The 23,613-nt window shown below is 38.7% G+C and carries 19 protein-coding genes and 1 riboswitch; of the genes, 12 read left to right on the top strand and 7 right to left on the bottom strand.

The genetic code is table 11. The features are described 5' to 3' along the window. Positions 1 to 572 precede the first annotated feature (572 nt). The 11 genes from AC3WSK_RS02230 to AC3WSK_RS02180 all read left to right on the top strand — a co-directional run bounded on the left by AC3WSK_RS02230 (position 573) and on the right by AC3WSK_RS02180 (position 14,044). On the top strand, positions 573 to 2,969 hold the full coding sequence (locus AC3WSK_RS02230; RefSeq protein WP_492411647.1) for a DUF8725 domain-containing protein: 2,397 nt from the start codon (positions 573 to 575) through the stop codon (positions 2,967 to 2,969). After that, on the top strand, positions 2,969 to 3,904 hold the full coding sequence (locus AC3WSK_RS02225) for an ABC transporter ATP-binding protein (protein ID WP_492411645.1): 936 nt from the start codon (positions 2,969 to 2,971) through the stop codon (positions 3,902 to 3,904). The genes AC3WSK_RS02230 and AC3WSK_RS02225 overlap by 1 nt, the downstream gene beginning before the upstream one ends. Then, entirely contained in the window at positions 3,901 to 4,749 is an 849-nt protein-coding gene (locus tag AC3WSK_RS02220; protein ID WP_427481970.1) for an ABC transporter permease, read from the top strand. Before AC3WSK_RS02225 ends, AC3WSK_RS02220 begins: the two co-directional genes overlap by 4 nt. Before the next feature lie 12 nt (positions 4,750 to 4,761). Continuing rightward, complete coding sequence (locus AC3WSK_RS02215; RefSeq protein WP_492411642.1) at positions 4,762 to 6,243, top strand: DUF8809 domain-containing protein; 1,482 nt, start codon at positions 4,762 to 4,764, stop codon at positions 6,241 to 6,243. Positions 6,244 to 6,254: 11 nt separating this feature from the next. Next, positions 6,255 to 7,250, top strand: coding sequence for an AAA family ATPase (locus AC3WSK_RS02210; RefSeq protein WP_079559663.1), 996 nt, complete (start codon positions 6,255 to 6,257; stop codon positions 7,248 to 7,250). Further along, the gene (locus tag AC3WSK_RS02205; protein ID WP_079559664.1) at positions 7,247 to 8,122 is read left to right on the top strand and encodes a DUF58 domain-containing protein; all 876 of its coding nucleotides are present in this window, start codon (positions 7,247 to 7,249) and stop codon (positions 8,120 to 8,122) included. Before AC3WSK_RS02210 ends, AC3WSK_RS02205 begins: the two co-directional genes overlap by 4 nt. An 11-nt stretch (positions 8,123 to 8,133) precedes the next feature. Further along, complete coding sequence (locus AC3WSK_RS02200; RefSeq protein WP_427481975.1) at positions 8,134 to 9,879, top strand: vWA domain-containing protein; 1,746 nt, start codon at positions 8,134 to 8,136, stop codon at positions 9,877 to 9,879. Further along, positions 9,863 to 12,460 (top strand): VWA domain-containing protein, encoded by a 2,598-nt coding sequence (locus AC3WSK_RS02195; RefSeq protein WP_427481977.1) that lies wholly within the window; start codon positions 9,863 to 9,865, stop codon positions 12,458 to 12,460. Before AC3WSK_RS02200 ends, AC3WSK_RS02195 begins: the two co-directional genes overlap by 17 nt. 299 nt (positions 12,461 to 12,759) lie before the next feature. After that, positions 12,760 to 13,182: a MarR family winged helix-turn-helix transcriptional regulator gene (locus tag AC3WSK_RS02190; protein ID WP_492411639.1), complete on the top strand. Its 423-nt coding sequence runs from the start codon at positions 12,760 to 12,762 to the stop codon at positions 13,180 to 13,182. 43 nt (positions 13,183 to 13,225) lie between these two features. After that, positions 13,226 to 13,549: a ketosteroid isomerase family protein gene (locus AC3WSK_RS02185; protein WP_427481980.1), complete on the top strand. Its 324-nt coding sequence runs from the start codon at positions 13,226 to 13,228 to the stop codon at positions 13,547 to 13,549. A 15-nt stretch (positions 13,550 to 13,564) separates the two neighbouring features. After that, on the top strand, positions 13,565 to 14,044 hold the full coding sequence (locus AC3WSK_RS02180) for an EVE domain-containing protein (protein WP_492411637.1): 480 nt from the start codon (positions 13,565 to 13,567) through the stop codon (positions 14,042 to 14,044). A 73-nt stretch (positions 14,045 to 14,117) separates the two neighbouring features. On the opposite strand, the gene thiW is transcribed toward AC3WSK_RS02180, so the two are convergent. After that, positions 14,118 to 14,618 (bottom strand): energy coupling factor transporter S component ThiW, encoded by a 501-nt coding sequence (gene thiW, locus AC3WSK_RS02175; RefSeq protein WP_492411635.1) that lies wholly within the window; start codon positions 14,616 to 14,618, stop codon positions 14,118 to 14,120. Positions 14,619 to 14,718: 100 nt separating this feature from the next. Beyond that, positions 14,719 to 14,826: riboswitch (TPP riboswitch) on the bottom strand. Positions 14,827 to 15,212: 386 nt separating this feature from the next. On the opposite strand from thiW, the gene AC3WSK_RS02170 reads away from it, so the two are divergent. Further along, complete coding sequence (locus AC3WSK_RS02170) at positions 15,213 to 17,012, top strand: glycerophosphoryl diester phosphodiesterase membrane domain-containing protein (protein ID WP_427481983.1); 1,800 nt, start codon at positions 15,213 to 15,215, stop codon at positions 17,010 to 17,012. 264 nt (positions 17,013 to 17,276) lie between these two features. Here the strand turns inward: AC3WSK_RS02170 and AC3WSK_RS02165 are convergent, their stop codons facing one another. From AC3WSK_RS02165 to AC3WSK_RS02140, 6 genes are all read right to left on the bottom strand, one after another. Further along, positions 17,277 to 18,473, bottom strand: a complete 1,197-nt coding sequence (locus AC3WSK_RS02165) for an MFS transporter (RefSeq protein WP_492411633.1) — start codon at positions 18,471 to 18,473, stop codon at positions 17,277 to 17,279. Between the two features lie 619 nt (positions 18,474 to 19,092). Next, complete coding sequence (locus AC3WSK_RS02160; RefSeq protein ID WP_492411631.1) at positions 19,093 to 20,166, bottom strand: ABC transporter substrate-binding protein; 1,074 nt, start codon at positions 20,164 to 20,166, stop codon at positions 19,093 to 19,095. Then, complete coding sequence (locus tag AC3WSK_RS02155) at positions 20,163 to 20,960, bottom strand: ABC transporter permease (protein ID WP_079559674.1); 798 nt, start codon at positions 20,958 to 20,960, stop codon at positions 20,163 to 20,165. Before AC3WSK_RS02155 ends, AC3WSK_RS02160 begins: the two co-directional genes overlap by 4 nt. Then, complete coding sequence (locus tag AC3WSK_RS02150) at positions 20,957 to 21,769, bottom strand: ABC transporter permease (protein WP_079559675.1); 813 nt, start codon at positions 21,767 to 21,769, stop codon at positions 20,957 to 20,959. Before AC3WSK_RS02150 ends, AC3WSK_RS02155 begins: the two co-directional genes overlap by 4 nt. After that, the gene (locus AC3WSK_RS02145; RefSeq protein WP_079559676.1) at positions 21,759 to 22,865 is read right to left on the bottom strand and encodes an ABC transporter ATP-binding protein; all 1,107 of its coding nucleotides are present in this window, start codon (positions 22,863 to 22,865) and stop codon (positions 21,759 to 21,761) included. The genes AC3WSK_RS02150 and AC3WSK_RS02145 overlap by 11 nt, the downstream gene beginning before the upstream one ends. 17 nt (positions 22,866 to 22,882) lie before the next feature. Then, positions 22,883 to 23,425: a helix-turn-helix domain-containing protein gene (locus tag AC3WSK_RS02140; protein WP_079559677.1), complete on the bottom strand. Its 543-nt coding sequence runs from the start codon at positions 23,423 to 23,425 to the stop codon at positions 22,883 to 22,885. Between the last annotated feature and the right edge of the window lie 188 nt (positions 23,426 to 23,613).

The raw sequence follows: 23,613 nt of genomic DNA, 5'->3' as shown, positions 1-23,613 counted from the left end.
GATTAAAGCTTCACTCTATAAAAAATTTCTTGAGCCTATTACGTTAGGTTTCGATTTGTTAAAAACATATGCCATGTATAAGTTGATTGGAGTGGAGGCTGGGCGACTCCTCGGAGATCAGCGATATAGAGGAACGAAGGCTAAAAGCATCACGTCCTGTGATAACGCCTTCGTGACCAACATCGTGCTGTTGCTGTCGCTGCGCTTTCGCACAACCAAAACCAAAACCCTCTGCTGTCGCTACGTTGCACTCACGCTTTCGCGCAAAAGGCATCTGTTGGCCCGAGACCCTGGAGCGAGCTTTGCGAGTGAAGCGGCTCATCGGACGTCCCCAGGAAGCTCTGCTCTGCGCGAAAGCGAAGCGTCAGCGGCAAATGTTTTAACTGTGCGAAAGCAAAGCGACAGCAACAACAAAGCGCCCAGTCGGAACGGAAATCAACCCCACGTTTTGATAATTAACTAATTCTTAAGAGTTTATGAATATTCATGAAGATGTCATAAGAAATGAAACAAAGTGCAATAAAAAACGTATAATTATTTAACCATCAATTTACATAAAAGGGGCTGAGTTTTTGAAGAAAACGAATATTACGGTATTCATACTACTATTCATGTTTGTTATTAGCCTTATTCTTCCTGTGGAGCAGGCAAGTGCTACTGCAACTGCTAGGTTAGAGGTACAGGCTAAAGTAGGGATTGCAGGTAAGGCTAAATACCAATCAGTTGTGCCGCTTCAAGTAACAGTAAAAAATATAGGTGCAGATTTTTCTGGAGATATGGTCATCAATGCTTCTGGCACCTATCAAGCTACAACAGCGAAAGTGCTTCCAATAGATATAGCGGCAGGAGAAGAAAAAACATTTGATATATATCTAGATGGTATCGATAACTATAATTACTCGAATTCAGATGTGTTTGCATTTTTTGAAGGGGGCATAGAAAAGGGAAAAAAGGTTGCCTATAAAGGAACAAAGCAGCTACAAAGTAATCTTTTAGATCCTTCAGCCGTTTTTATTTATACATTAACGGATAATAGTGATCGCTTATCAGCATTTTTGCGCCTTTCTCAATTTGCTTCTCAAAATAATGTTGAAGTGTTCAATTTAAAGCAAATGAAGGATTACACATTGCCAGAGGATACAGAAGGGTTTGCAATGGCGAATGTTATCGTCATCGATGAAATTGCAAGTGCTGATTTATCCCAAAAGCAACAAGAGTCTTTACTAAAATGGGTACAGAATGGTGGAACATTATTAATAGGTGCTACTGATCAAGTAAATGCAACAGCAGCTATTTTTAAGGATTATTTACCACTAACTTTATCACAACAAATGACATCGGTTTCTGCAGATAGCCTATCGAAATTATCAGGCGGAGGGGCTTTTACACAGCCTATTTCTATTTATGAAGCCACTGAAAATCAAGGAAGTATTCCTGTATTAGCAGAAAACAATAAGATTTTAGCGTCTAAGAAAAATGTGGGCAGTGGAGAAATTATTCAAACAACGTTTTCTTTAGGGGACCAACCACTTTCGTCTATGGATGGTTATCCATCATTAGTGGCGAAATTGATAAATATTCAAAAGATGTCACAACAAATGGTTCATGGACAGTCGTCGCTGGAGCAAATTTCAAATGACTTGCGTTATATGAATGAATTATTCCCTTCGTTTGAAGTATCTGTTAGCTATATGCTCATTGTTATCATTTTATATATTTTAATAATCGGACCTATTTTATATTTCATTTTAAAGAAAATAGACAAACGTGAGCATGCATGGTGGATCATTCCCGCGATATCCATTGTGTTATCTATTGCTTTATTTATTGTTGGTGCAAAAGATCGAATTGGGCAACCGCAAATTCAACAATCTGCATTTTATAAAGTAAATGAAGATAGTAGTTTAAATGGTTACTACGTAGAGTCCATTTTAACAAATCGTAGTGGTGATTTTGTTGTGAATACAGATAAGAATTCAAGTGCATTCGCGCTGCGAAATTCTAATGATTTCGCAGGGACAATAGAGGATTTACATGAAATATCCTATATTAAGGAAAATGCCAATGGTTCAACGCTGACACTACGTGATTTAAGTTATTGGTCTATTCAGTCGTTTGCAGGGAAAACGGCGGCACAAAATATTGGCAAAATGGATATCGATATTACGTTAAATAATGAAAAGCTGACTGGGACTATTAAGAATAATTTCCCGTTTGCCTTAAAGGACGTTACGTTAATCTCTGGCATTAAAGAAGTTAAACTTGGCGACATTGCAGCGAACGGTACTCTTAAAGTTGATAAGGAGCTAAAAGCAACAGTTCTTCAAAAACCATCTGATTTTACTAATTACAATTACAGTAATTATCCAACGAAGAAGGAAGAAGTGAATCCTGCTCGTATCGAGTCAATGAAAACTATGGCATTACCGCTTGTAGAAAAAGAGAAAAAGCCTGTCATTACAGCATGGGCCGATCAAGCTATAGCTGGGGTTGAGTTGGAAACAGGTGCGGATATGTCTCCGCTTACTTATTTGGTTCAGCCATTTGATGGCAAAATAGAGCTATCGGGTCCATTTACAATGAAGCGTAATAACTTTACGTACTCAGTAAGCCCACTATCTCCTAATTCGAATTATGACAAAATTGATGAGCAGTTAAATAGTTGGTATTTGTCAAATGGTTCATATGAAGTATCCATCGCGATGCCAGATCATTTTATGAATTCAGTTCAAACATTAAACGAATTGACGATTTCGAATAAGGATAGTAATCGTATGCAGCTATCGATTTGGAATAACGAGACGAAAACTTATGAGCCGTTGGTAGATACGAAACAGGTGTTCACAGATAACATAAAAAAATACTTCAATAATAATGGTGAATTGTTGATTGAGGTTAAATTCGGACCAGATCAAACGGGTGAGCAAACGAAATTACCAGATGTAGAGCTGAAGGGAGTGGCGAAATAATGATTGAAATTCGTGATTTAACGAAAAGATATGGCTCCTTTACGGCACTAGATCATTTGAATCTATCTTTGGAGGAAGGGGTTGTCTTTGGTTTTGTAGGTGCCAACGGGGCAGGTAAATCGACTACATTTTCGATTTTAGCAACGTTGCTGTCTCCAACTTCGGGTGATGCTTTTATTAATGGAAAGAGCGTTATTAAGGAACCAAAGGAAGTACGAAAACTAATTGGTTATATGCCAGATTTCTTTGGCGTCTACGATCAACTAAAAGTAGACGAATACTTAGACTTTTACGGTGCCAGCTACGGCATTGGGGCAGCTGAACGAAAAGTACTAATTCCACAGCTGCTAGAGCTAGTAAATTTAACAAATAAACGGTATGACTATGTTGATTTGCTATCACGAGGGATGAAGCAGCGTTTATGTTTAGCACGTGCTCTTATCCACGATCCTAAAGTATTAATTTTAGATGAACCTGCATCAGGTTTGGATCCACGTGCACGAGTAGAAATGCGTGATATTTTACGGAATTTAAAATCTATGGGAAAAACGATTTTAATCTCCTCACATATTTTGCCTGAGCTTGCAGAAATGTGCGATGAAATCGGCGTGATCGATAATGGTAAGCTTATCGCGCATGGCAATGTAGCTTCCATTCAAGCACAGCTACAGGGGGAGAAGCGTATCGTAGTTAAAGTAACGGATTGTTTAAACGAGGTACGTGCATTTTTGGAGGAGGATCCACTAATCTCCTCTATAGATGTAATAGAGAATCGCTTAGAGATAGCCTTTAACTACCGTGGAACAGATGCGGATCAGGTAGCATTGTTGAAAAAAGCTATACTTGCGAATTTACCTATATATGCGTTAAGCGAAGAGGAAAAAGATTTAGAGGATGTCTTTATGGCTATTACGAAGGGAGCGGACAATCAATGATGGAACGATTTTATAATCCGGTATTCGTAAAAGAATTGAAGTTGCGCTTCCGTTCTTTTAAAAGCTTTTCAGGGTTAATGTTTTATTTAGCGGTTATTTGTATTTTTATCGCAGGGTTTTTGCTTATAACAACTGGTTTTACAGGCAAAGGTTTCTTCAAACCAGAAACAAGCTTTATGATGTTTGCGGTATTAACAATACTACAAATGGCTCTTGTTCTTTTCATTACACCAAGCTTAACGGCCGGTGCAATAAGTAGCGAAAGGGAAAAGCAAACATTAAATATTTTACTAACAACGACACAAAGCTCTACTCAAATCATCGTTGGAAAATTATTATCCTCGGTAGCATTTTTAGTATTGATGCTGATCGCAGGATTACCATTATATAGTTTAGTATTTTTATTTGGTGGCGTATCGCCATCTCAATTAATCTCGATATTTTTATTTTATTTATTAACAGTCGTAGCAATTGGTAGTATTGGTGTTATGTTTTCAACGATTACAAAGCGAACAATTGTTGCGATGATTTCTACGTATGGTTCGATCATCTTTTTAGGTGGCATTACAGCGTTTTTCTTCTTTTTAACAGTGGCCTTCCATCAAATGGGGAATACAGCCTTAGGTACTACGACTTCTTATATGGCTTACTTTTGGGCTTCTATTAACCCAGGTGCATTAATGCTTACACTTACTTCGTCATCTATGGGCGATGCATTAGCACAGGTTTCGGGAGTGGAATTACCTGTATGGATTAGTTATTTAATAGTCTATTTATTGATTATTGTTTTTTGTTTAACCATTGCGATTAAAAAATTACGCGCCAATATGAAAAGCAACCGATAAGGAGGGAATCTTATGGAGCATCGTAAGAAATTACGAAAATATATTCAACGTGCTAAGACGAGTTTAACGGTAGAACGAAGCATTCCAATTGCACAGTACGGCTTGTTTTTTGCATTGCTTTCGAGTGCTTCCCTCTTCCTCGTTTCAAGACTCTTTGTTTGGCCGTATTATCGCCAAACAGCTCTTACTACCTTTATCGTTGTCATACTAGCAACTGTACTATTTATGTGGTGGAAGCGTGTAAAGGAAAAGGCAGCATTGCATACACTGGATGATTATTTTTCTCACAATGAGCTAGTGACAGCCTTATCATTCGAGGATGATAAGGACCCACTCGTTCAATCTTTACGAACGAAAGCAGTAGAAAACGTTGAAAAGGCGTTTGCTGACTTTAAGGCTCGAAAGAAAAACTTGTTCCGTCCAAAAGCGTTGATTGGGTTGTTTGGAACAGCTGCTGTACTAGCAATTCTTTATATGTTCCCTGCAGCTACACAAATTGAAGCAATTGAAGTAGAAAAAGAAAAAGCTGTCATTGAGGACGTTAAGAAGGAAGTTGCTAAATTAGAGAAAAAAGCAGAAACAAAAGAAGTGAAAGAGCAATTAAAAGAATTGCAAAATACGTTAAAAGAGGCAGAGACAGCTGAAGAAGCATTACGTGAAGTCGTGAAAAAGCAAAAGGAACTTGCTTTAAAGGAACAACAATTAAAAGATAAGCAAACGGCTAGTAAGGATGGCGCTTCTGACGAGCAAGGCTTATCGAAGGAAGAAGTGGAGCAATTGAAAGAGCTTGCCCAAATGCAGCAGGAGCTGACGCAAAATGCCAATGCTACTCAGACAGCTATGAGCAAGCTTGGGAAGCCTGCAAGTAATTCCTTACAAAATGCTATTGCGAGTGCCGATACTGGCAATAACAATCAGCAAAACAATGCTAATTCAAATCAAAATCAACAGTCTTCAGCGAATTCACAGCCAAGTAATCAACAAGGTCAAACAGGGCAACAGGGGAATTCACAAAACGGTTCGCAACAGGCTAGTGGCCAAGGTCAGGGACAAGGATCGAGTCAAAGCAATCAACAAGGAAAAGGTCAAGGTCAAGGGAACGGTCAAGGGAACGGTCAAGGGAACGGTCAAGGGAACGGTCAAGGGAACGGCCAAGGCCAAGGTCAAGGCCAAGGTCAAGGTCAGGGCAATGGTTCTGGTTCAGCAGGTGGTAGCGGTATAGGCACAGGGCAGGGTGGTCGCGATTTATTAACGACACCGAAACGAGTTGGTGGCTCTAGTCAGACATCGGTTGATAGTGGGGCATTAGGCGAAGGATCACATGTTTCAGAGCAACAAGGAAATGGTCCCATTACTAAAGGTTCGATCCGTCCATATGAGGAAGTTATAGGCTCCTATAAAGATAGCTATTTAGAAAGCTCAGAGCGTTTACAATTACCGAAGGATTTACAAAAAGTCGTGCAATCTTATTTCACGTCAATTGAGTCTCAGTAGGAGGAAAAGAAATGGCATTTACAGAGCAACAATATGTTGAAATGAGTAAGCAATTACTACAAGTAAAGGAAGAAATTCATCGCTTTATCGTCGGGCAAGAGGAAGCAATTGATTATACATTATACGCAGTGCTTGCTGATGGGCATGCATTATTAGAGGGCCTACCGGGTTTAGGGAAAACCATGTTAATCCGTACAATTTCTGAAGTGCTAGATTTATCATTTTCGCGAATTCAATTTACACCAGACTTAATGCCAGCGGATATTACAGGGACAAGTATGATTGAGCGCACATCTGATGGTAAGCAGCAATTTACGTTCCAGCAAGGTCCGATTTTTAGCCAAATGGTATTAGCGGATGAGATTAACCGAGCAACACCAAAAACACAAAGTGCATTGCTTGAAGCAATGGGTGAAAAAACGGTAACAATTTTGGGAGATACGAAGAAAATGGCACGACCATTCTTCGTTTTAGCAACACAAAACCCGATTGAGATGGAAGGAACTTACCCTTTACCAGAGGCGCAAATGGACCGTTTCCTATGTAAAATTCTTGTGCCGTACCCTGAGAAAAGTGAGCTAATGGAAATTATGAAGCGGACAACAGGCGCTACGGAAATTGGTTTACAAAAGATCATGAATACGGAAGCTCTTATTGAAGCGCAGCAAATGGTGAAGGAAGTACTTGTTGCTGATGAAATGCTCGAATTTGCGACGGACCTTGTTGTGGCTACACATCCTGAGAGAGTAGATGCCATTGATGAGGTCAAGCAATATGCGATGTATGGTAGCGGCCCTCGAGGTTTACAAAGTTTAATTAAATTAGCGAAGGCAAGGGCGCTTATGAACGGACGTTTCCACGTTTCTGTAGCAGATATTAAATCTGTGGCGAAGCCGGTGTTACGCCATCGTATGCTGTTGAATTATGAAGGGGAGGCTTCAGGTAAAACAGCAGACGATGTGATTGATGTCATTTTAGAAAAAGTGCAGCAAGGTGTTAATAGGTGACACAAAAACTATTATTGCCCGAGGACTGGCTAGCGAAAATCAGCCGCTTCCAAGTAGCGACGGCCTCCAAATTACGTGGGCAACACAAGGGCTCGCACCGTTCGCAACGCTTCGGGGCATCGCTCGATTTTTCCGATTTTCGTGAATATCATTTAGGAGATGATGTGCGTCAGGTAGATTGGAATGTCTTTGCGAGAACGGATAAATACTTCATTAAACGTTTTTTAGATGAACAAGAGATGCGTGTTCACATTTTACTAGATACAACTAAATCTATGGGCGATCAAGCAAAATGGACGTTTGCCCGACAAATTGTCGCCTCACTTGGTCTAATGGTGCTCGGTCGCGATGATCGCTTATCATTTTCTTTTGTACAGGATGAGGTGAAGCCACCATTTCGTCGTAAAGGTGCCATGTATCGTCGTGCCTTTTTACAGGTAGTCACAGACATAGAGCAAGCAACTTATACAAATAGCTTCGCAGAGGGAGCATTAAAAGCATTGCCTAAGGATAGTACAGTACTATTTATTGTGACGGACGGACTGGAGCCAATCAAGGAATGGGAGCAACTTTTAAAAAGGCTACCACGTTTTGCGGGGGATGTGCGTATTTTGCAAATAGTTACGCAAGAAGAACTATCACCAGAATATAAAGGTGATGTGCGCTTACTCGACCGTGAAACAGGCAGAGATGTAAATGTTACGATGTCTTCTAAAGTTCTAGACACATATTTGGCAAGACGTTTATTACATGAAGAGGAATTTGAGGCAATTTGTCGGCGTTTCGGTGTTCGACAATTACAGCTTAAAGTAGAAGATGGATTACAACATGCGATCTTTCAACAATTATTAAAAGCACATTGGATTAGGTGAGGTGAGCCGTATTGGGCTTTAGTCAAATAATTTTTAGCTGGACGGCCATCATCCCGGTCATTGTCCTTCTATATTATTTCTTTCGAAAAAAATATACCGATCAAACCGTATCCTCCACACTTTTTTGGTCAGAAATTATGCAAGAAACACGTGTATCACCATACTTAAAACATCTTCAAAAAAATGCACTGCTTTATTTACAACTGCTAGCACTTCTTTTACTTGTACTGGCATTAATGAATCCTTACGTTAAAAAGTCAACAATTGTTGGCGCGCAGACAATTTTCATTGTAGACACGTCTGCAACAATGTTAGCGGGGAAAGGGCAGTCAACATTTGACACACAGAAAAAAGAAATGCTGTCATTGGTTAAGGAGCTTGATGGAAGACCCATGACACTCATTACAACAGGTAATACGCCAAAAGCTCTATTACAGCAAGAAACAAATACAAAAGATATTGAAAAAGCTATTCAAGAACTACAGGTAACCTATGAAACAGCTCAAATGAATAAAGCTCTTGATGTGGCACAGGCTTTTGTCAGTAATACACCAACATCTATTTATGTCTTTACAGATTCGCTCGATAAAAAGCAATTACCGATGGAAAAAGATACGGTGAAGTGGATTATAAAAGGAGCTGCGAAGGATTTAACAAATATCGCAATTACCCGTTTTGCTGCTACTACAGATGGTCAATCTGCAGTGTCGCTTGTACAGTTACAAAATGATACGGACCAAGAACAACATGTGACTCTTTCGATAGAAAATGTTAAAGGTAAGGAGTTAGTTTCAGAAAGTATCTTATTGCCTCCAAAAGAAGCTGTAACAAAAACATTTAAAGACTTACCGTTAGAAGATACTATGACGGCCAGCATAGATGCTAAGGACGATTACGCAGTTGATAATTCACAAACTGTATTGTTACAAACAGCGACTTCAAAAGTAGTTGTTGATCAAAGTATGCATCAACTTATTCAAAAAGGTTTTCAAACGATTAATAGTAGCGTAAAAATTGTTCCATCTTCACAAGTAGCCGACAATAAGGATGCCACTATTGTGACAAATCAGACGGCGCTTCTCGAAAAGATAGACAAGCCAATTGTATTATTTGGACGGGATGACGTAGAGAAGGTTGAAGCTACTGGGGAAATAGGGACAACAAGTCATGCATTGTTTGCATTTAGTGAACTAAAAGACATTTATGTCAGTGCTATATATCCTGGGTTCGATGGCTATAAAACAATTGCATCGATTGGAGAACAGCCATTTATCCAGCGTTCACCAGAAGGAGATATTGTTGTATTAGCGGATATTGCTGATACAGATTGGCCGCTACATCCTTCATTCCCATTATTTTTATGGAGTGCTGAACAGCAGCTTTCAGAATCGATTGGTTCGCTCGGTATTTTTACACCAAATGAACAACGAGCAGTTGCTTTAGCGCAAGGTGATTGGAGTGTATATTCGCAAGATGATGAGTTCTTATCGTCCGTTACGAATGGATTATTAACAGCTCCAATGAAGCCGGGAATTTATACAGCGCGCTCAAATGATGAAGAAAAGCGCTTTATTGTACAGCTTCAAGCGCAGGAGCGTGTGATTGAAAAAGGAACAAGCTATACGCTTGGAGAGCTTCAGGACAATGGGAAGAAGGAAATATCGAAAACCTCGTTCATACCTTGGCTGATTCTTATAATCTTAGTATTACTTGTTGTAGAGTGGGAGGTGCAACGACGTCGTGGATTTACGAATTGATATGCCATTAACATTGTTGCTTTTACTTCCGTTACTCGTGTATTTTGGATGGACCTATTGGCGTGAGCGTCAGCGACTTAAAAAAAGTCATATCGTCGTTCTAGGTATCCGTATAGTAGCAATATGCTGCTTAGTTTTTGCACTAGCTGGTCCCTATATTTTATTGCCCGTAAAAGAAGAACAAGTATTATTTTTAGTTGACCGTTCTGCTTCAATGAATGGTACAGATGATGAGATGGTCAATTTTATAGCGGAAAGTTTACAGTCGAAAAAAGATGAACAACTTGCCGGAATTTATTCGTTTTCATCGACATTACAAACGGAAGCTATGTTATCGAACTCTTTAAAGGAAGTACCGAAGTTTACAACTATAAAAGCAACAGATCAAACAAATATCGAACAGAGTCTACAGCTCGCTTCAGGTATTGTAGATCCGAAAAAAGCAACGAGGCTTGTGCTCTTAACGGATGGCAATGAAACAAAAGGAAATGCCTTAGAATTTGCATCAAAGTTTAAAGGATCGAATAGTAGTGTTGATGTAGTGACATTTAACAAACCTGTTGCTAAGGATGTATCTCTGAAAAGCTTTGTAACACCACAAGTTGCTTATGCAGGTGAACAGCAGCAGCTAGTCACTGAAATAAATGCAACTGTAGCAGAACGAGGTGAGCTCTTATTATACGAAAATGATCAGCTCATCCATCGTGAGACAGTGGAGCTTGCAGAAGGTTCAAATATTTTTACGTATAAACATACAGCAACGGCTGAAGGGCTTGTAAAATATGAAGCACTCGTGCAGGTCGATCAAGATGCGATTTTAGAAAATAATAAATTAACGAGCGTCACGATGGTGCAAAGTGAACCACATTTACTAATTGTTAATGGCTATGAAACACCATCACCAATCGCAGCAGCACTTGGCAATCAACCCATTTCCTATGATGTGGTAGATGCTAAAAGTTTACCAAATGAGCTTTCTAGTTATTTACAATACAATGCAATCATTTTTGATAATGTGCCAGGCCATTTAGTAGGCGAGGCAAAAATGACTGTCATTGAGCAAGCGGTGAAAAATTTTGGTGTCGGTTTTACAATGGTCGGTGGCGAAAATAGCTTTGGCTTAGGCGGTTATTTTAAAACACCAATTGAAACTTTACTACCTGTTGAAATGGAGATTAAAGGTAAGGAGCAATTACCATCATTAGGGCTAGCAATCGTACTTGACCGTTCTGGAAGTATGTCTGGAGCAAAGCTAGAGCTTGCTAAGGAGGCTGCCGCTCGTTCCGTTGAAATGCTACGAGATGAGGATACGCTTGGGTTTATTGCCTTTGATGACCGACCTTGGGAAATTATTGAGACTGGGCCAGTTGGCAATAAGGAAGAAGCTGTAGATACGATTTTATCTGTAACGCCAGGCGGGGGTACTGAAATATATGGTTCACTTGCTAAAGCCTATGAAAATCTAGCAAATTTAAAGCTGCAGCGTAAGCATATTATTTTATTAACAGATGGACAGTCACAGTCGGGTAACTATGAAGACCTAATTGCACAAGGAAAAGAAAATGGCACGACACTATCAACAGTTGCAATTGGTCAAGATGCAGATGCTAACTTACTTGAAGCACTCAGTGAGATGGGGAGTGGGCGTTTTTACGATGTTGTTGATGAGCAGGCGATTCCCTCTATTTTATCTCGTGAAACTGCTATGATTTCACGCACATATATTGAAGATAACCCATTTTACCCAACGATATTTAATGCATCTGGCTGGAATACGCTATTTACAAATGGGGTACCTAAAATGAATGCTTATATAGGTACGACAGCAAAGCAGGGGGCCACTGTTATCGCAGAAAGTGAGAAGGAAGATCCCGTACTTGCAGAATGGCAATATGGCCTTGGCAAAACTTATGCCTTTACGTCTGATTCGACAGGAAAATGGACGGGAGACTGGGCAAGATGGCAAAATTGGGGTGCATTTTGGCAAACGCTTATTTCAAAAATGCTACCAAGTTATAACGATGTTGCCTACGATGTACGTTTAGAATCAGACGGCTCATTTGTCATTACTGACCCAACAAATGAAGCGGCATTTTTAGATATTGTTGCTGTCAATGAAGCGGGTGAAGAATTTGAAACACAGCTTGAGACAATTTCAGCATCACAAGTTCGAGCAGTCGTACAAGCAGAACCAGGACTCATCTTCTTCCGTATTGCCGATGAAGAACAAGCTATTTACCAGGCTGGCTTAAGTGTACCTTATAGTGCTGAATATGAATTACGTCCGGTGAACGATAAGCTAGTCAAAGAACTAACAAAGCAAACAGGCGGCTCTGTTTTGAAAGAACCGAGCGAAGTATTCCGTGAATTTACTAAAAAAGGAGCGGAACGCCAAAATATCGCAACATGGCTTTTATTAGCAGGGATGCTACTATTCTTCATTGATATTACTATTCGCCGCTTTGGTTGGGGCTTCCTAACAAGACCGAAGGAAAAAGAACAGCGTATAGAGGAAAAACCTATACAGGCAGAGGACACAAATGTTGCCCAGCTATTAAAGGGCATGAAAAAACGACATTAACATAGAAAACGATGGTGCATCGCTTTACAGCAATGAGCCATCGTTTTTTTGTCGTTTGACATATGCTGTCAGGGATTATCGCCCAACATTTACAATTTGTCGATAAACTTTAGCAATTTATCGCCCAACATTTGAATTTTATCGATAAACTTTAGCGATTTAGCACCCAACTTATAATTTTTATCGACATCCACTAACCGCTGATTTATCTTGTAAATAAAGTGTATAAATGTAATAATAGATGATAGTAATAAAATATTACTATCATTACAAAGTGCTATCGATTTGGAGGTTCAAAAATGACCAATATAATGAATTCATTCGGTTTTCTAAGTTTTAAATTAGCGGAGGCTTTAGAGGGAAATCTCGAGCTATATATTAGCGAAAAATTTCACATGAAATCTAGAGAAGTCGGGATCATGATGGCTGTAAAAGACCAAAAGCTTAGCCAAATTCAAATAGGGCAGATTTTAAAGTTAGATAAAAATAGTGTCCGCTTTTTTATCGATGGTCTAGAAGAAAGAAAGTATGTTTATAGAGAAAAAAATCCAGAAAATAGAAGAGAAAATTTAATATGCCTTACGGAACAGGGTGAAAATTTGGCAGAAAAATTAATGAAGACCCTTGTGATTTCTGAGAATGAAGTTTTAAACGTACTCTCATTGGAAGAAAAAGAGCAATTAAAAAACATTATGAAAAAAGTATATGAAAATCGTTCATAGGGATTAAAACCTTATAAATAAAAAAGGAAAGGGTAATAGAGATATGAAGGCAGTAGAGGTTATGAAGGAGTATTTAAGAAGAGCGCAAGTAGAGGGGCACGACTTATCTGACATGTATGCAAATCATGGGGAATTGAAAAATTTTAAAGGTCAAACTTTTAAAGGAAAAAAAGAAATACAGAACTTTTACATGTCATCTATGCCGACAGGCTTTAAATTAACGATCCACAATATTGAAGGCGATGATATAGAAGCTAGAGCTATCATTTCGACTACTTGGGATGGTTTGCCAAACCCAGTGATTTTGGAAGAAAAGTTGATTCTTGAAAATGAAAAAATTAAATCATTTACAATGATCCCGAAATAAAAGGAGAAGGAAGCTATGTCAGTATATCCTAATAAAAATCCTCTTCCTACGCCTGAAAGAGACACGAAATACTGGATTGGCGTAGTATCTCTTAATCATGTACAAAAAGGGGTTAAGGGAGGGTTCGGCCAGTTATGTCATGGCAAAGAAAGACCTTTGAAACGAATGCAAAAAGGAGATTGGATCATTTATTATTCTCCTAAAAAAAGTCTAGATGGTAATGAACCTGTAAGAGCATTTACCGCAATTGGAAGGATAAAGGACGACCGAATATACGAGTTACAAATGGCGGAAAATTTTATTCCTTTCCGAAGAGATATAGACTTTTATAAAGATGCAAAAGCTGTACCAATAAAAAGAATCTTAGATTTTTTAGAATTTGTAGAAGATAAATCGAAATATGGCTATAAATTCAGATTTGGTCATTTTGAAATAAGCAAAAAGGACTTTTTATTAGTTGCTCATGAAATGGGATTACCGTTGAAGTATGGGTGAATTTGGTTGGACAAAAAACGTTACTTTCTTAATTCCCCTTAAGAAAATAACGTTTTTAAATTTGCCTAAATCTTTATTTAAGAAGAGTATTAAGGTTAGTTACAAATACTGTCTTGCGCAAATTGCTAGCAACGACAATGCCTAATACAGCACCAATAGTACTTGAAGTTAAAAAGGCTGGCATGAAAAATAAAGCAGCTACAGAAGTCCCCGTTAATAAATGTGCGTAGGGCACTGCAATGAGTGAGGCAATAATACCTGTCCCAAACATTTCACCGACACCTGCGAGCCATTGTTTGTCGCTGTATTTATAGGCAAGGGCGGCGCATAAAGCACCAATGACACTGCCAGGTATAGCTAATAATGAGCCTGTACCTGTTAAAATACGAATAATAGCTGTGATAAAGGCGATCATAACAGTAGGCACTGGTCCAAGAATAATCGCGCCAATAACATTAATGGCATGCTGTACAGGGTAGGCACGCGCAATTCCTGTCGGTATTGAAACGAAGGTAGAACCTGCTACGGCAATTGCTACTAATAAGGCCATGATTGTTAATTTTCGAATTGACATATTTTCCACTCCTATTTTGTATTTATTGAATTGCTAATAAACCAGAAAAAAGCCGCTCCCTATAAGCATTAGGAAGCGGCCTTGCATTTAAAATAGTAAAAAGCAAGTGTCGCCACTTCCCTCCGCTAGTGTGAACTAGATCAGGTTCAAAGGGTCCGTATATGACAATATGCGTCTCAGCCTTTTAAAGACTCCCCTAGTGGTAATGATTTTAACTCTTAATTTTTCTAATAATAACGTAGTCAAGACAGCCTGTTTCCCTCGATATACAAGGAGTTTAACAGGAGGAATCAATCATAGTTACTAACATTTTAGCACACTCGAAAGAACAGAGCTAGAACTGCCACATACTCAATGGATGGTCTACAAGTGTCGTCACTAAAGAAATAGGGAGGAATCCTTCAAGTGAAGAACTAAAGTTGAAGCGCGATCAATAATTTGTCGCCTTTTTATGTATTGAGTCTCTCCATTCCGTGTGCATGGTCAACAATATTTTTCAGCTTATTACACTCCACTATGCAGTCTTGTTGGAGGAAATGTGTAGGTATATAATGGAATATATACCGCGAAACTAACTAAAGGAAAACCAAAACCATGAATACCAAACAAACCAATACGAATCGTTTAAGACTCATGCCATTTCAAATGACGAGGGATATTTTAAAGGTGTGGAAGTATGCGTACCGTCCTTTTCTTTTATTTGAATTGATATACAAACTGCTAACGATAAGTGTATTTATCCCGTTGTTATCCATAATTTTCAACAAATTACTGGCTGTAGGGGGCTTCGAAGCAGCCGCCAATCATGACCTTCTGCGCTTCTTGTTCAGCAAATATGGCTTACTTAGTGTACTAGTAATGGTGCCAATTGCGATAATGCTCATTTACACAGAGTTCACGGTTCTCTTCTATATTGCGTACTACGGGATTCAGGAGAAGCGCCCACGAATCCGCCCTGTATTGTTCAAGGCAATCTCTAGCTTACCAGGCTTATGGCGCATCGGGGTTTTCGGACTTGCTCTCTATTTATTGCTCCTGTTCCCGCTACTTGATGCCAACATCGGCGGAACACTTTTACCTAATATGACAGTTCCAAACTTTATTACGGGCGAGCTGATGAAGACAACCTTCGGAACTATCGCTCTTGTTATCGTCGGACTGCTCATCTTGGCATTGAACTTAATCTGTATCTATGCTCTGCCGATTATGGTATTGGAAGGCAAGTATCGATTCTGGAACGCCGTTCGCGAGAGCAAGCGATTGTTCTGGCGTAGTAAGTGGTCATTAGTTAGAGCTGTGTTTGAATGGGTAGTAATCTTCCTGTTTCTGTTTATTCTACTTATCTGTTTAATCATCCTAATCGTGCTTCTCCTTCCTAGTGGGGATGGTGAGTCCAGATTAATGACTACCATTGGCGTCATGCTAAGCCTTGGTTTGTATATCGCAACACTAATTATGACTCCAATGTTCATTACCATCATCACCTTGCTCTATGTACGCTATCAAGGCCATGACCATGTGAACATTGATACCGATGGAGTCGATGCTACTGTCTGGAAAGGACGCGATATGCAGCGTTCGCTCATGCGACGTTATCGTTCAATGCTGACTACATTCGGACTGTTCATTCTTATTGTTATAGGCTGGGGAGCAACTGCCCTGTTGACTGATTGGGGAGAAACCAATGAAAAGTTCATCATTATGGCTCATCGGGGCGACACCACTTCAGGCATAGAGAATACAATGGGTGCCTTCGAAGGCGCCATTCGCACAGGTGCTGATTATATCGAGCTCGATATTCTGCAGACGAAAGATGGCAAGCTTGCGGTCATCCATGATGAGAATTTGAGACGATTGTCCGGCAAAAATGTGAATGTTTTTGATCTTTCCCTTGCCGAACTTCAACAAATTTCGCTGCGCGTAGGCAAGTTCCAAGACAATGTCCCATCTCTTGATGAGGTGTTGGAGCGTACGAAAGGTAAAATCAAGCTTAATGTGGAACTCAAAACACATGGACATGAAAAGAATTTTGTCCCTATCTTAGTGGATACGATTCGTAGACATAAGGCAGAACAACAGATTATTCTCCAGAGCTTAGACTATGAGCTCGTAAAGAAAGTGAAGAAGGCCGCACCAGATTTAACAGTCGGGTATGTCATATTCGCTACATTCGCTTCGCTTAATCAGTTCGACGCGGATTTCTTCGTTGTTGAAGAGTCTTTCGCCCGTCCACGATTGATTAGTTCAGCGAAAATAATTGGCAAGCCGATTTATGTTTGGACCGTGAATGATGTGAAGAGCGTTGAACACCTCTATACGTTAGGTGTAGATGGCATCATAACGGACATTGCCGTTGACGCAAAGGAGACCGTTCAAAAGTTACAGAAAGAATAGGGTCAGAAATGAAAATATCATCTGCTCTTTTTTGAATAAAGCATGAACACCCGGTATTTCGCACGAGGCGCTAAATACCGGGTGTTTTGTGTTATCTATAGTTGCACATTATGACTGTCAGTCTGCAACTTCTCAAGTTTTATGTTGGTAACTTCTTATGAATAATCTTTCTCTATACAGCAAGTGAATAAAATTTTCCTATTGTCCAACGAGTTATCTAATCGTTGCGGTCATGCTAGTAAAAATAGTCAATCACTTTTCAGACTATTTTGTATCAGGATGCATAAGGTGAGGGGCTTTTTTCATTGTCCAAATAAGGGCAAGGAAGAAGCATGCCATTAAAATAATAGCCCCGAAAATATAAGGACTGTTCATATTCCAATCGAATAAAATACCTGCTAAAGCTGGACCAATCATATTACCAAGACTCATATACGCATTGTTCAGACCAGCTGCAAAGCCCTGTTCATTTTCAGCAAGCTTGGAAATCAACGTGTTGACTGCTGGACGAATCAATGTCGTAGCTGTAGAGAAGATTGTCGCTACCACTAAAATAAGAGCAAAGCCAGATACGAATAGTATTAAGAATATTGACACGGATGCAATAAATAAATTGACTAACACTACTTTCATTTCGCCGAAGCGATTAAACAGTGGTGTAATCACAAACATTTGAACAACAACACCAAAAGCGCCTCCCACAACTAATATAATGGCGATATCAGTAGGTGTGTAATTAAACTTATCTGTCACAAATAATGATAATGTTGTTTGGAAGTTAGCAATCCCGAATGAGAATACTAGCATGATAATAAGCATGACAAAATAAGGCATTCGGACTGAACGTGCCATTTGCTTTGCAAGATTATCCTGCCTCTGCGTTTTTTGTGCTGTGTTTGGTTTTGCACCAGGCAATAAAAAGAACGATAAAATCGCTGCTAAAATAGCTGCACATCCAGCTGTATAAAATGGGAAATGCAAACTAACTTTTGAAAGGAATCCACCGATACCTGGACCAATCATAAAGCCAAAGGACATTGCTGCTCCTAGCATACCCATACCTTTTCCTCGTTCCTCATACGTTGTGACGTCTGCCACAAAAGCCATAATAGGAGGTGCCACAAATGCAGAACCAAGGCCACCTAAAAAGCGTGCCAAGAAGAGCATCCACACATCTGTAGAAAGCCCGAAACCAATTTGTGCAAGTCCTGTTACGATAAGACCGAAGATAATGAGATTTTTTCGACCGTATTGATCTGAAAGATTCCCAGCAATTGGAGAAAATACGAATTGTGCTAAGGCGAACGTTGCAATCAACATGCCAAGTACTTGTCCTGCAGCACCAAATAGTTTTAAATACTCAGGCATGACAGGAATAATAATTCCAATACTCCCCATTGCGATAAACATATTAAACATTAAAATAAACAAAGCCGCCTTATTAGACTTCTGCTGGGTCATCGAATACCCCTTTCTTTATTCAAATATATTACAGTCTACCACAAGGCTTGTACGTTTACTATTGACTATAAGTCTGAAATAAGAATTCAGATGACCTTCCGGCAAAACGAGGGGTTGATTTCCGTTCCAACTGGGCGCTTTGTTGTTGCTGTCGCTTTGTTTTCGCACAGATAAACATTTGCTGTCGCTTTGCTTTCGCACAGATAAACATTTGCTGTCGCTTTGCTTTCGCACAGATAAACATTTGCTGCCGCTACGCTTTCGCACAGAGCAGAGCTTCCTGGGGGCGTCCGATGAGCCGCTTCGCTACGCTGCAGAGTCTCATCTGTGACGCTAATCCCCAAGGAGTCGCCCAGTCTCCACTCCAATCAACGACTACAAAAGAATGTATCTTTCTTACATATCACTCTAATTTATAGTAATAAGGCTATGTATCCTAGCCTCTTTTTTCGTTTAGCTAATGGTAGACTTCTATGGTGAAACTTGTGCAGTATTTGTTTTAATAATTAGAATCCCACACCTGACAGTAAGATTAAAAAAATATAACATCAAAAAAACGCAAGAAATCAACTTTTCTAAAATTGATTTCTTACGCTTTTTAAGTTTATTAGCTTTGAGCTTATCGAATACTCATTTTAAATTCTAAAAACAGCTCATTGTATTTACCTAAATAATCAGGGCCTAAGTTTTTATAAACTTCTAATGTTTTACGTTGTTCTTCAGAAGGATAGAATCGCTTATCAGATACAACTTCCTTATCCATTAACTTCACCGCTGCAATATTAGGAGTAGAGTAGCCTACATAATCAGCGTTTTTAGCACCTGATTTAGCTTTTAGCATGAAATTAATGAAGGCATGTGCACCATCTATATTTTTTGACGTTTTTGGGATGACCATATTGTCAAACCATAAGTTTGAGCCTTCCGTCGGTACAGCAAAGTCTAAATCTTCATTTTCTGACAACATGTCAGCTGCTTGACCAGACCAAGTGAGTGCCACGCTCGCTTCATTATTAACCATCAGCGGTGTAATTTCATCCCCGATAATAGCTTTTACATTTGGCGCCATGGTGATTAGCTTATCAGTAGCTTCACGTAGCTCCTCGTTATTTAAAGAGTTTAGAGAGTAGCCAAGGCTGTTTAAGCCCATACCAATCACTTCACGTGCACCGTCTACTAAAAAGACTTTACGCTTTAATGAAGGATCCCATAAGTCCTCCCAAGATGAGAAGTCAAGGTTTCCAACGAGCTTTGGATTATAGACAACGCCGACTGTTCCCCAGAAATATGGAACAGAATATTTATTGTCGTCATCAAATGGTAAATCTAAAAAATAAGGATCGATATTTTTAAAATTAGGGATTTTCGTTTTATCTAAAGGAACAAGTAAGTTTTCTTCCTTCATTTTTTCAATCATATATTCAGAAGGTACTGCAATATCGTAAGCTGTACCACCTTGTTGAATTTTTGTCATCATTGCTTCATTTGAATCAAACGTCTCATAAATAACGTGAATCCCTGTTTCTTTTTCAAATTGTTTCAGCAAATCAGGGTCAATATATTCTCCCCAGTTAAAGATTGTTAACGTATCTTTACCACTTTTCCCACCACCCGCACTTAGGGCGTCAGCAGCATAGAATAAAAGGGCGGAAACAACAAGTATTGCGATTGTTGCTTGAATTAATTGCTTCATTGAGTTCCCCCCGTTCTTTTACTAGCGCGGCTTGTGATGAAGTAATAGCCGACTACGACTATAACCGTTACAAAGAATACTAAACCAGAAATAGCATTAACCGTTAAGGAAATACCGGCACGTGCCATCGAATAAATTTCAACAGATAATGTACTGAAACCGTTACCTGTTACGAAAAATGTTACCGCAAAGTCATCTAGAGAATACGTTAAGGCAAGGAAGAACCCCGCAAAAATACCAGGTTGAATATACGGTAAAATAACACGCATCATAACATCTTTTTTCGTTGCTCCTAAATCTAATGCAGCGTCGATTAATGATTTATTCATTTCTAATAGTTTCGGTAAAACCATCAGAACAACGATTGGAACACTGAACGCTACATGTGCTAATAACACAGAAGCAAAGCCTAATTTAATACCAATCATTGTGAATAAAATTAAAAAGCTTGCACCAATAATGACATCCGGGCTAACAATTAACACATTGTTTAAAGAAAGTAGTGTATTGCGCATTTTTGAATCTTTAACAGTAACAATACCAATAGCTCCTAGTGTTCCGATGATTGTAGAAATCAATGCAGAGAGTAAAGCCACGATGACTGTATTTATTAGAATGACGAGTAGACGTGAATCCTCAAAAACAGCTTTATAATGTTCTAACGTAAAGGACTCAAAACTATTCATCGTTCCACCACTATTGAACGAATAGAAAATTAAATAGAAGATAGGTGCATACAAAACGATAAAAACAATCGCTAAATATACTCTTGCTGAAGCAGATAGTTTTTTCATCGTACGCGACCTCCTTTATCCTTTTTCTGTCCCGTAATTAACATAATAATGACCATAAATAAAATTAAGAAAACAGCAATTGTTGAACCCATTCCCCAGTTTTGAGTGACAAGGAATTGTTGTTCAATAGCTGTACCAAGTGTAATAACACGGTTTCCTGCAATTAAACGAGTGATCATGAAGAGTGATAATGCAGGAATAAATACAACTTGAATACCGGATTTAACACCGTCCATTGTTAACGGCAAAATAACGCGACGGAACGTAGTAAAGGCCGATGCCCCTAAATCACGTGCGGCATAAACAAGAGCCGGATTTAAACGATCCAATGAGTTAAAAATCGGTAAAATCATAAATGGAATAAAAATATAAACGGATACGAACACAAAGCTAATGTCAGTAAATAGCATTTGCTTCGGATCAAAACCAAATACTTCGATAAATGCATTTAATGGACCGTATAAGCCGAAAATTCCAATAAAGGCATATGTTTTTAACAAAAGATTAATCCAAGAAGGAATAATTATTAGTAAAAGCCAAAGTTGTTTATGTTTCGTCTTCGTTAAAAAATAGGCTGTTGGATACGAAACAAGTAATGTAAAGAACGTAATTAAAAACGCATACCAGAATGAACTTAATGTCATTTTTAAATAGACAGAAGTAAAGAATGCTTTATAGTTATCGAGTGTGAAATTGCCATGTATATCTAGTAGGGAATAGTAAACAACGAGTGCAATCGGTGCGATAACGAAAAGTGCAATCCATAAAACATAAGGAAATAAGGCTGATTTTGAAGTCTTAGTTTGCATCTTCGTCGTCCCCATACGCCTCTAAACGTTTATCGAATTCTTCTTCTGTTTCATTTAAGCGCATTACATGAATTGCTTCTGGGTCAAAGTCTAAACCAATTTCTGTCCCTACCTCAGCTTTTTTCAATGAATGCACAAGCCATTCATTGCCATCTTTGTCGTACGTAGATAATTCATAATGTACCCCGCGGAACAATTGAGTATCGACTTTAACGACAAGTTTTCCTTTATCGATTGTTGTCATTTCTAGATCCTCTGGGCGAATGACAATATCAATTTTTTCGTTTGGCTTCATACCTTGGTCAACACATTCAAAAACTTTACTAGCAAATTCTACTTTGAAATCTTCAATCATTACGCCAGGAACAATATTTGATTCACCAATAAAATCAGCAACGAAGCGGTTAATTGGCTCATCATAAATATCTACTGGTGTACCAGATTGTTGAATTTCACCTTCGCTTAAAACAAAGATTTCATCACTCATGGCAAGTGCTTCTTCTTGATCGTGTGTGACAAATACAAATGTTTTCCCAAGTCGTTGTTGTAACTCACGTAACTCATACTGCATTTCTGTACGTAGCTTTAAATCTAACGCTGACAGAGGCTCATCAAGTAAAATTACTTCAGGATCGTTCACAATCGCACGAGCAATGGCCACACGTTGACGTTGACCACCAGACATTTCAGAAATTTCACGATTACCATAGCCTGCTAAGTTTACGAATTTTAATGCTTCTGTAACACGGTTTTTAATTTCACTTTCAGGAAGCTTTTTTATACGAAGCCCAAATGCGACGTTTTCAAAGACGTTTAAATGAGGAAATAACGCATAATCCTGAAAAACTGTATTTACTTGGCGTTCATTAGCTGGTACTGAGTTGATTTTTTTATCATGAAAATAGATATTTCCTGTTGTCGGCTCTGTGAATCCAGCGATCATACGTAAAATAGTTGTTTTACCACAACCGGACGGACCTAGTAGCGTATAGAATTTTCCCTTTTCTAACTCCAGGTTAATGTTTTTTAAGACGACCGTGCCGTCATTATAAGACTTTGAAACGTTTTCAAAGCGGATAATCGAATTCGTTGTCATAGATGCGCCTCCTTAAGCTATAAATATGAATCCGTTGCGACAAGTAAAATTTTTGTTTCATCAGCATGTGCATTAAAAATTTGATGATGATCCGTCGCTTCAAAATAGAGAGCATTACCTTCACTCGCTATGTATTGTTCATCTCCTAAAACGAGACGAATACGCCCTTCGACAACATAAATAAATGTTTCTGAAAGGGAGGGTTCAAACTGCTTAAATTCACCATCAGCAGCAAGTGTTAAGAAAATGGGTTCCATTTCTTTTTCATTTGATGTAGGAATCAACCACTGAATTTCATATTTTTTTTCTTCATCTGTATAAGTGGATTGATCTTCCTCTGTATATACAACCTTTTGTTCAGGTGCTCCATCATCGAAAAATTCCTTAGGTGTAGACCCTAAAACTTCTAATAGTGAAAATAATGTTTCAATGGAAGGTGAATTTAGATCACGTTCTAATTGTGAAATATACCCTTTACTTAAATCTGTACGTTCTCCAAGTTCCTCTTGGGTAAGACCTTTTTTTAAACGAAGCGCTTTGATTTTTGCTCCTATTTGCATCTTTTCCCTCCTAGAAGAAGTTTAGCAATCATAAACTTTTGAAATATGAAGTTTACTTTAACGAAACTTTTAGTTTACTAAAACCATTACAATTATACATAATAAAAAAGAATTTGCAATCGTTTTTAATGAAAAAAAAGTAGATGAAATTTTTAGAAATTATACATAAATGTTGTGTAGAAAAAAAT

Source organism: Lysinibacillus sp. EB271-A1-10B (assembly GCF_058791335.1).
Note: the sequence above shows the minus strand (reverse complement) of the source record. Positions and strands in the feature narration are given on the sequence as shown.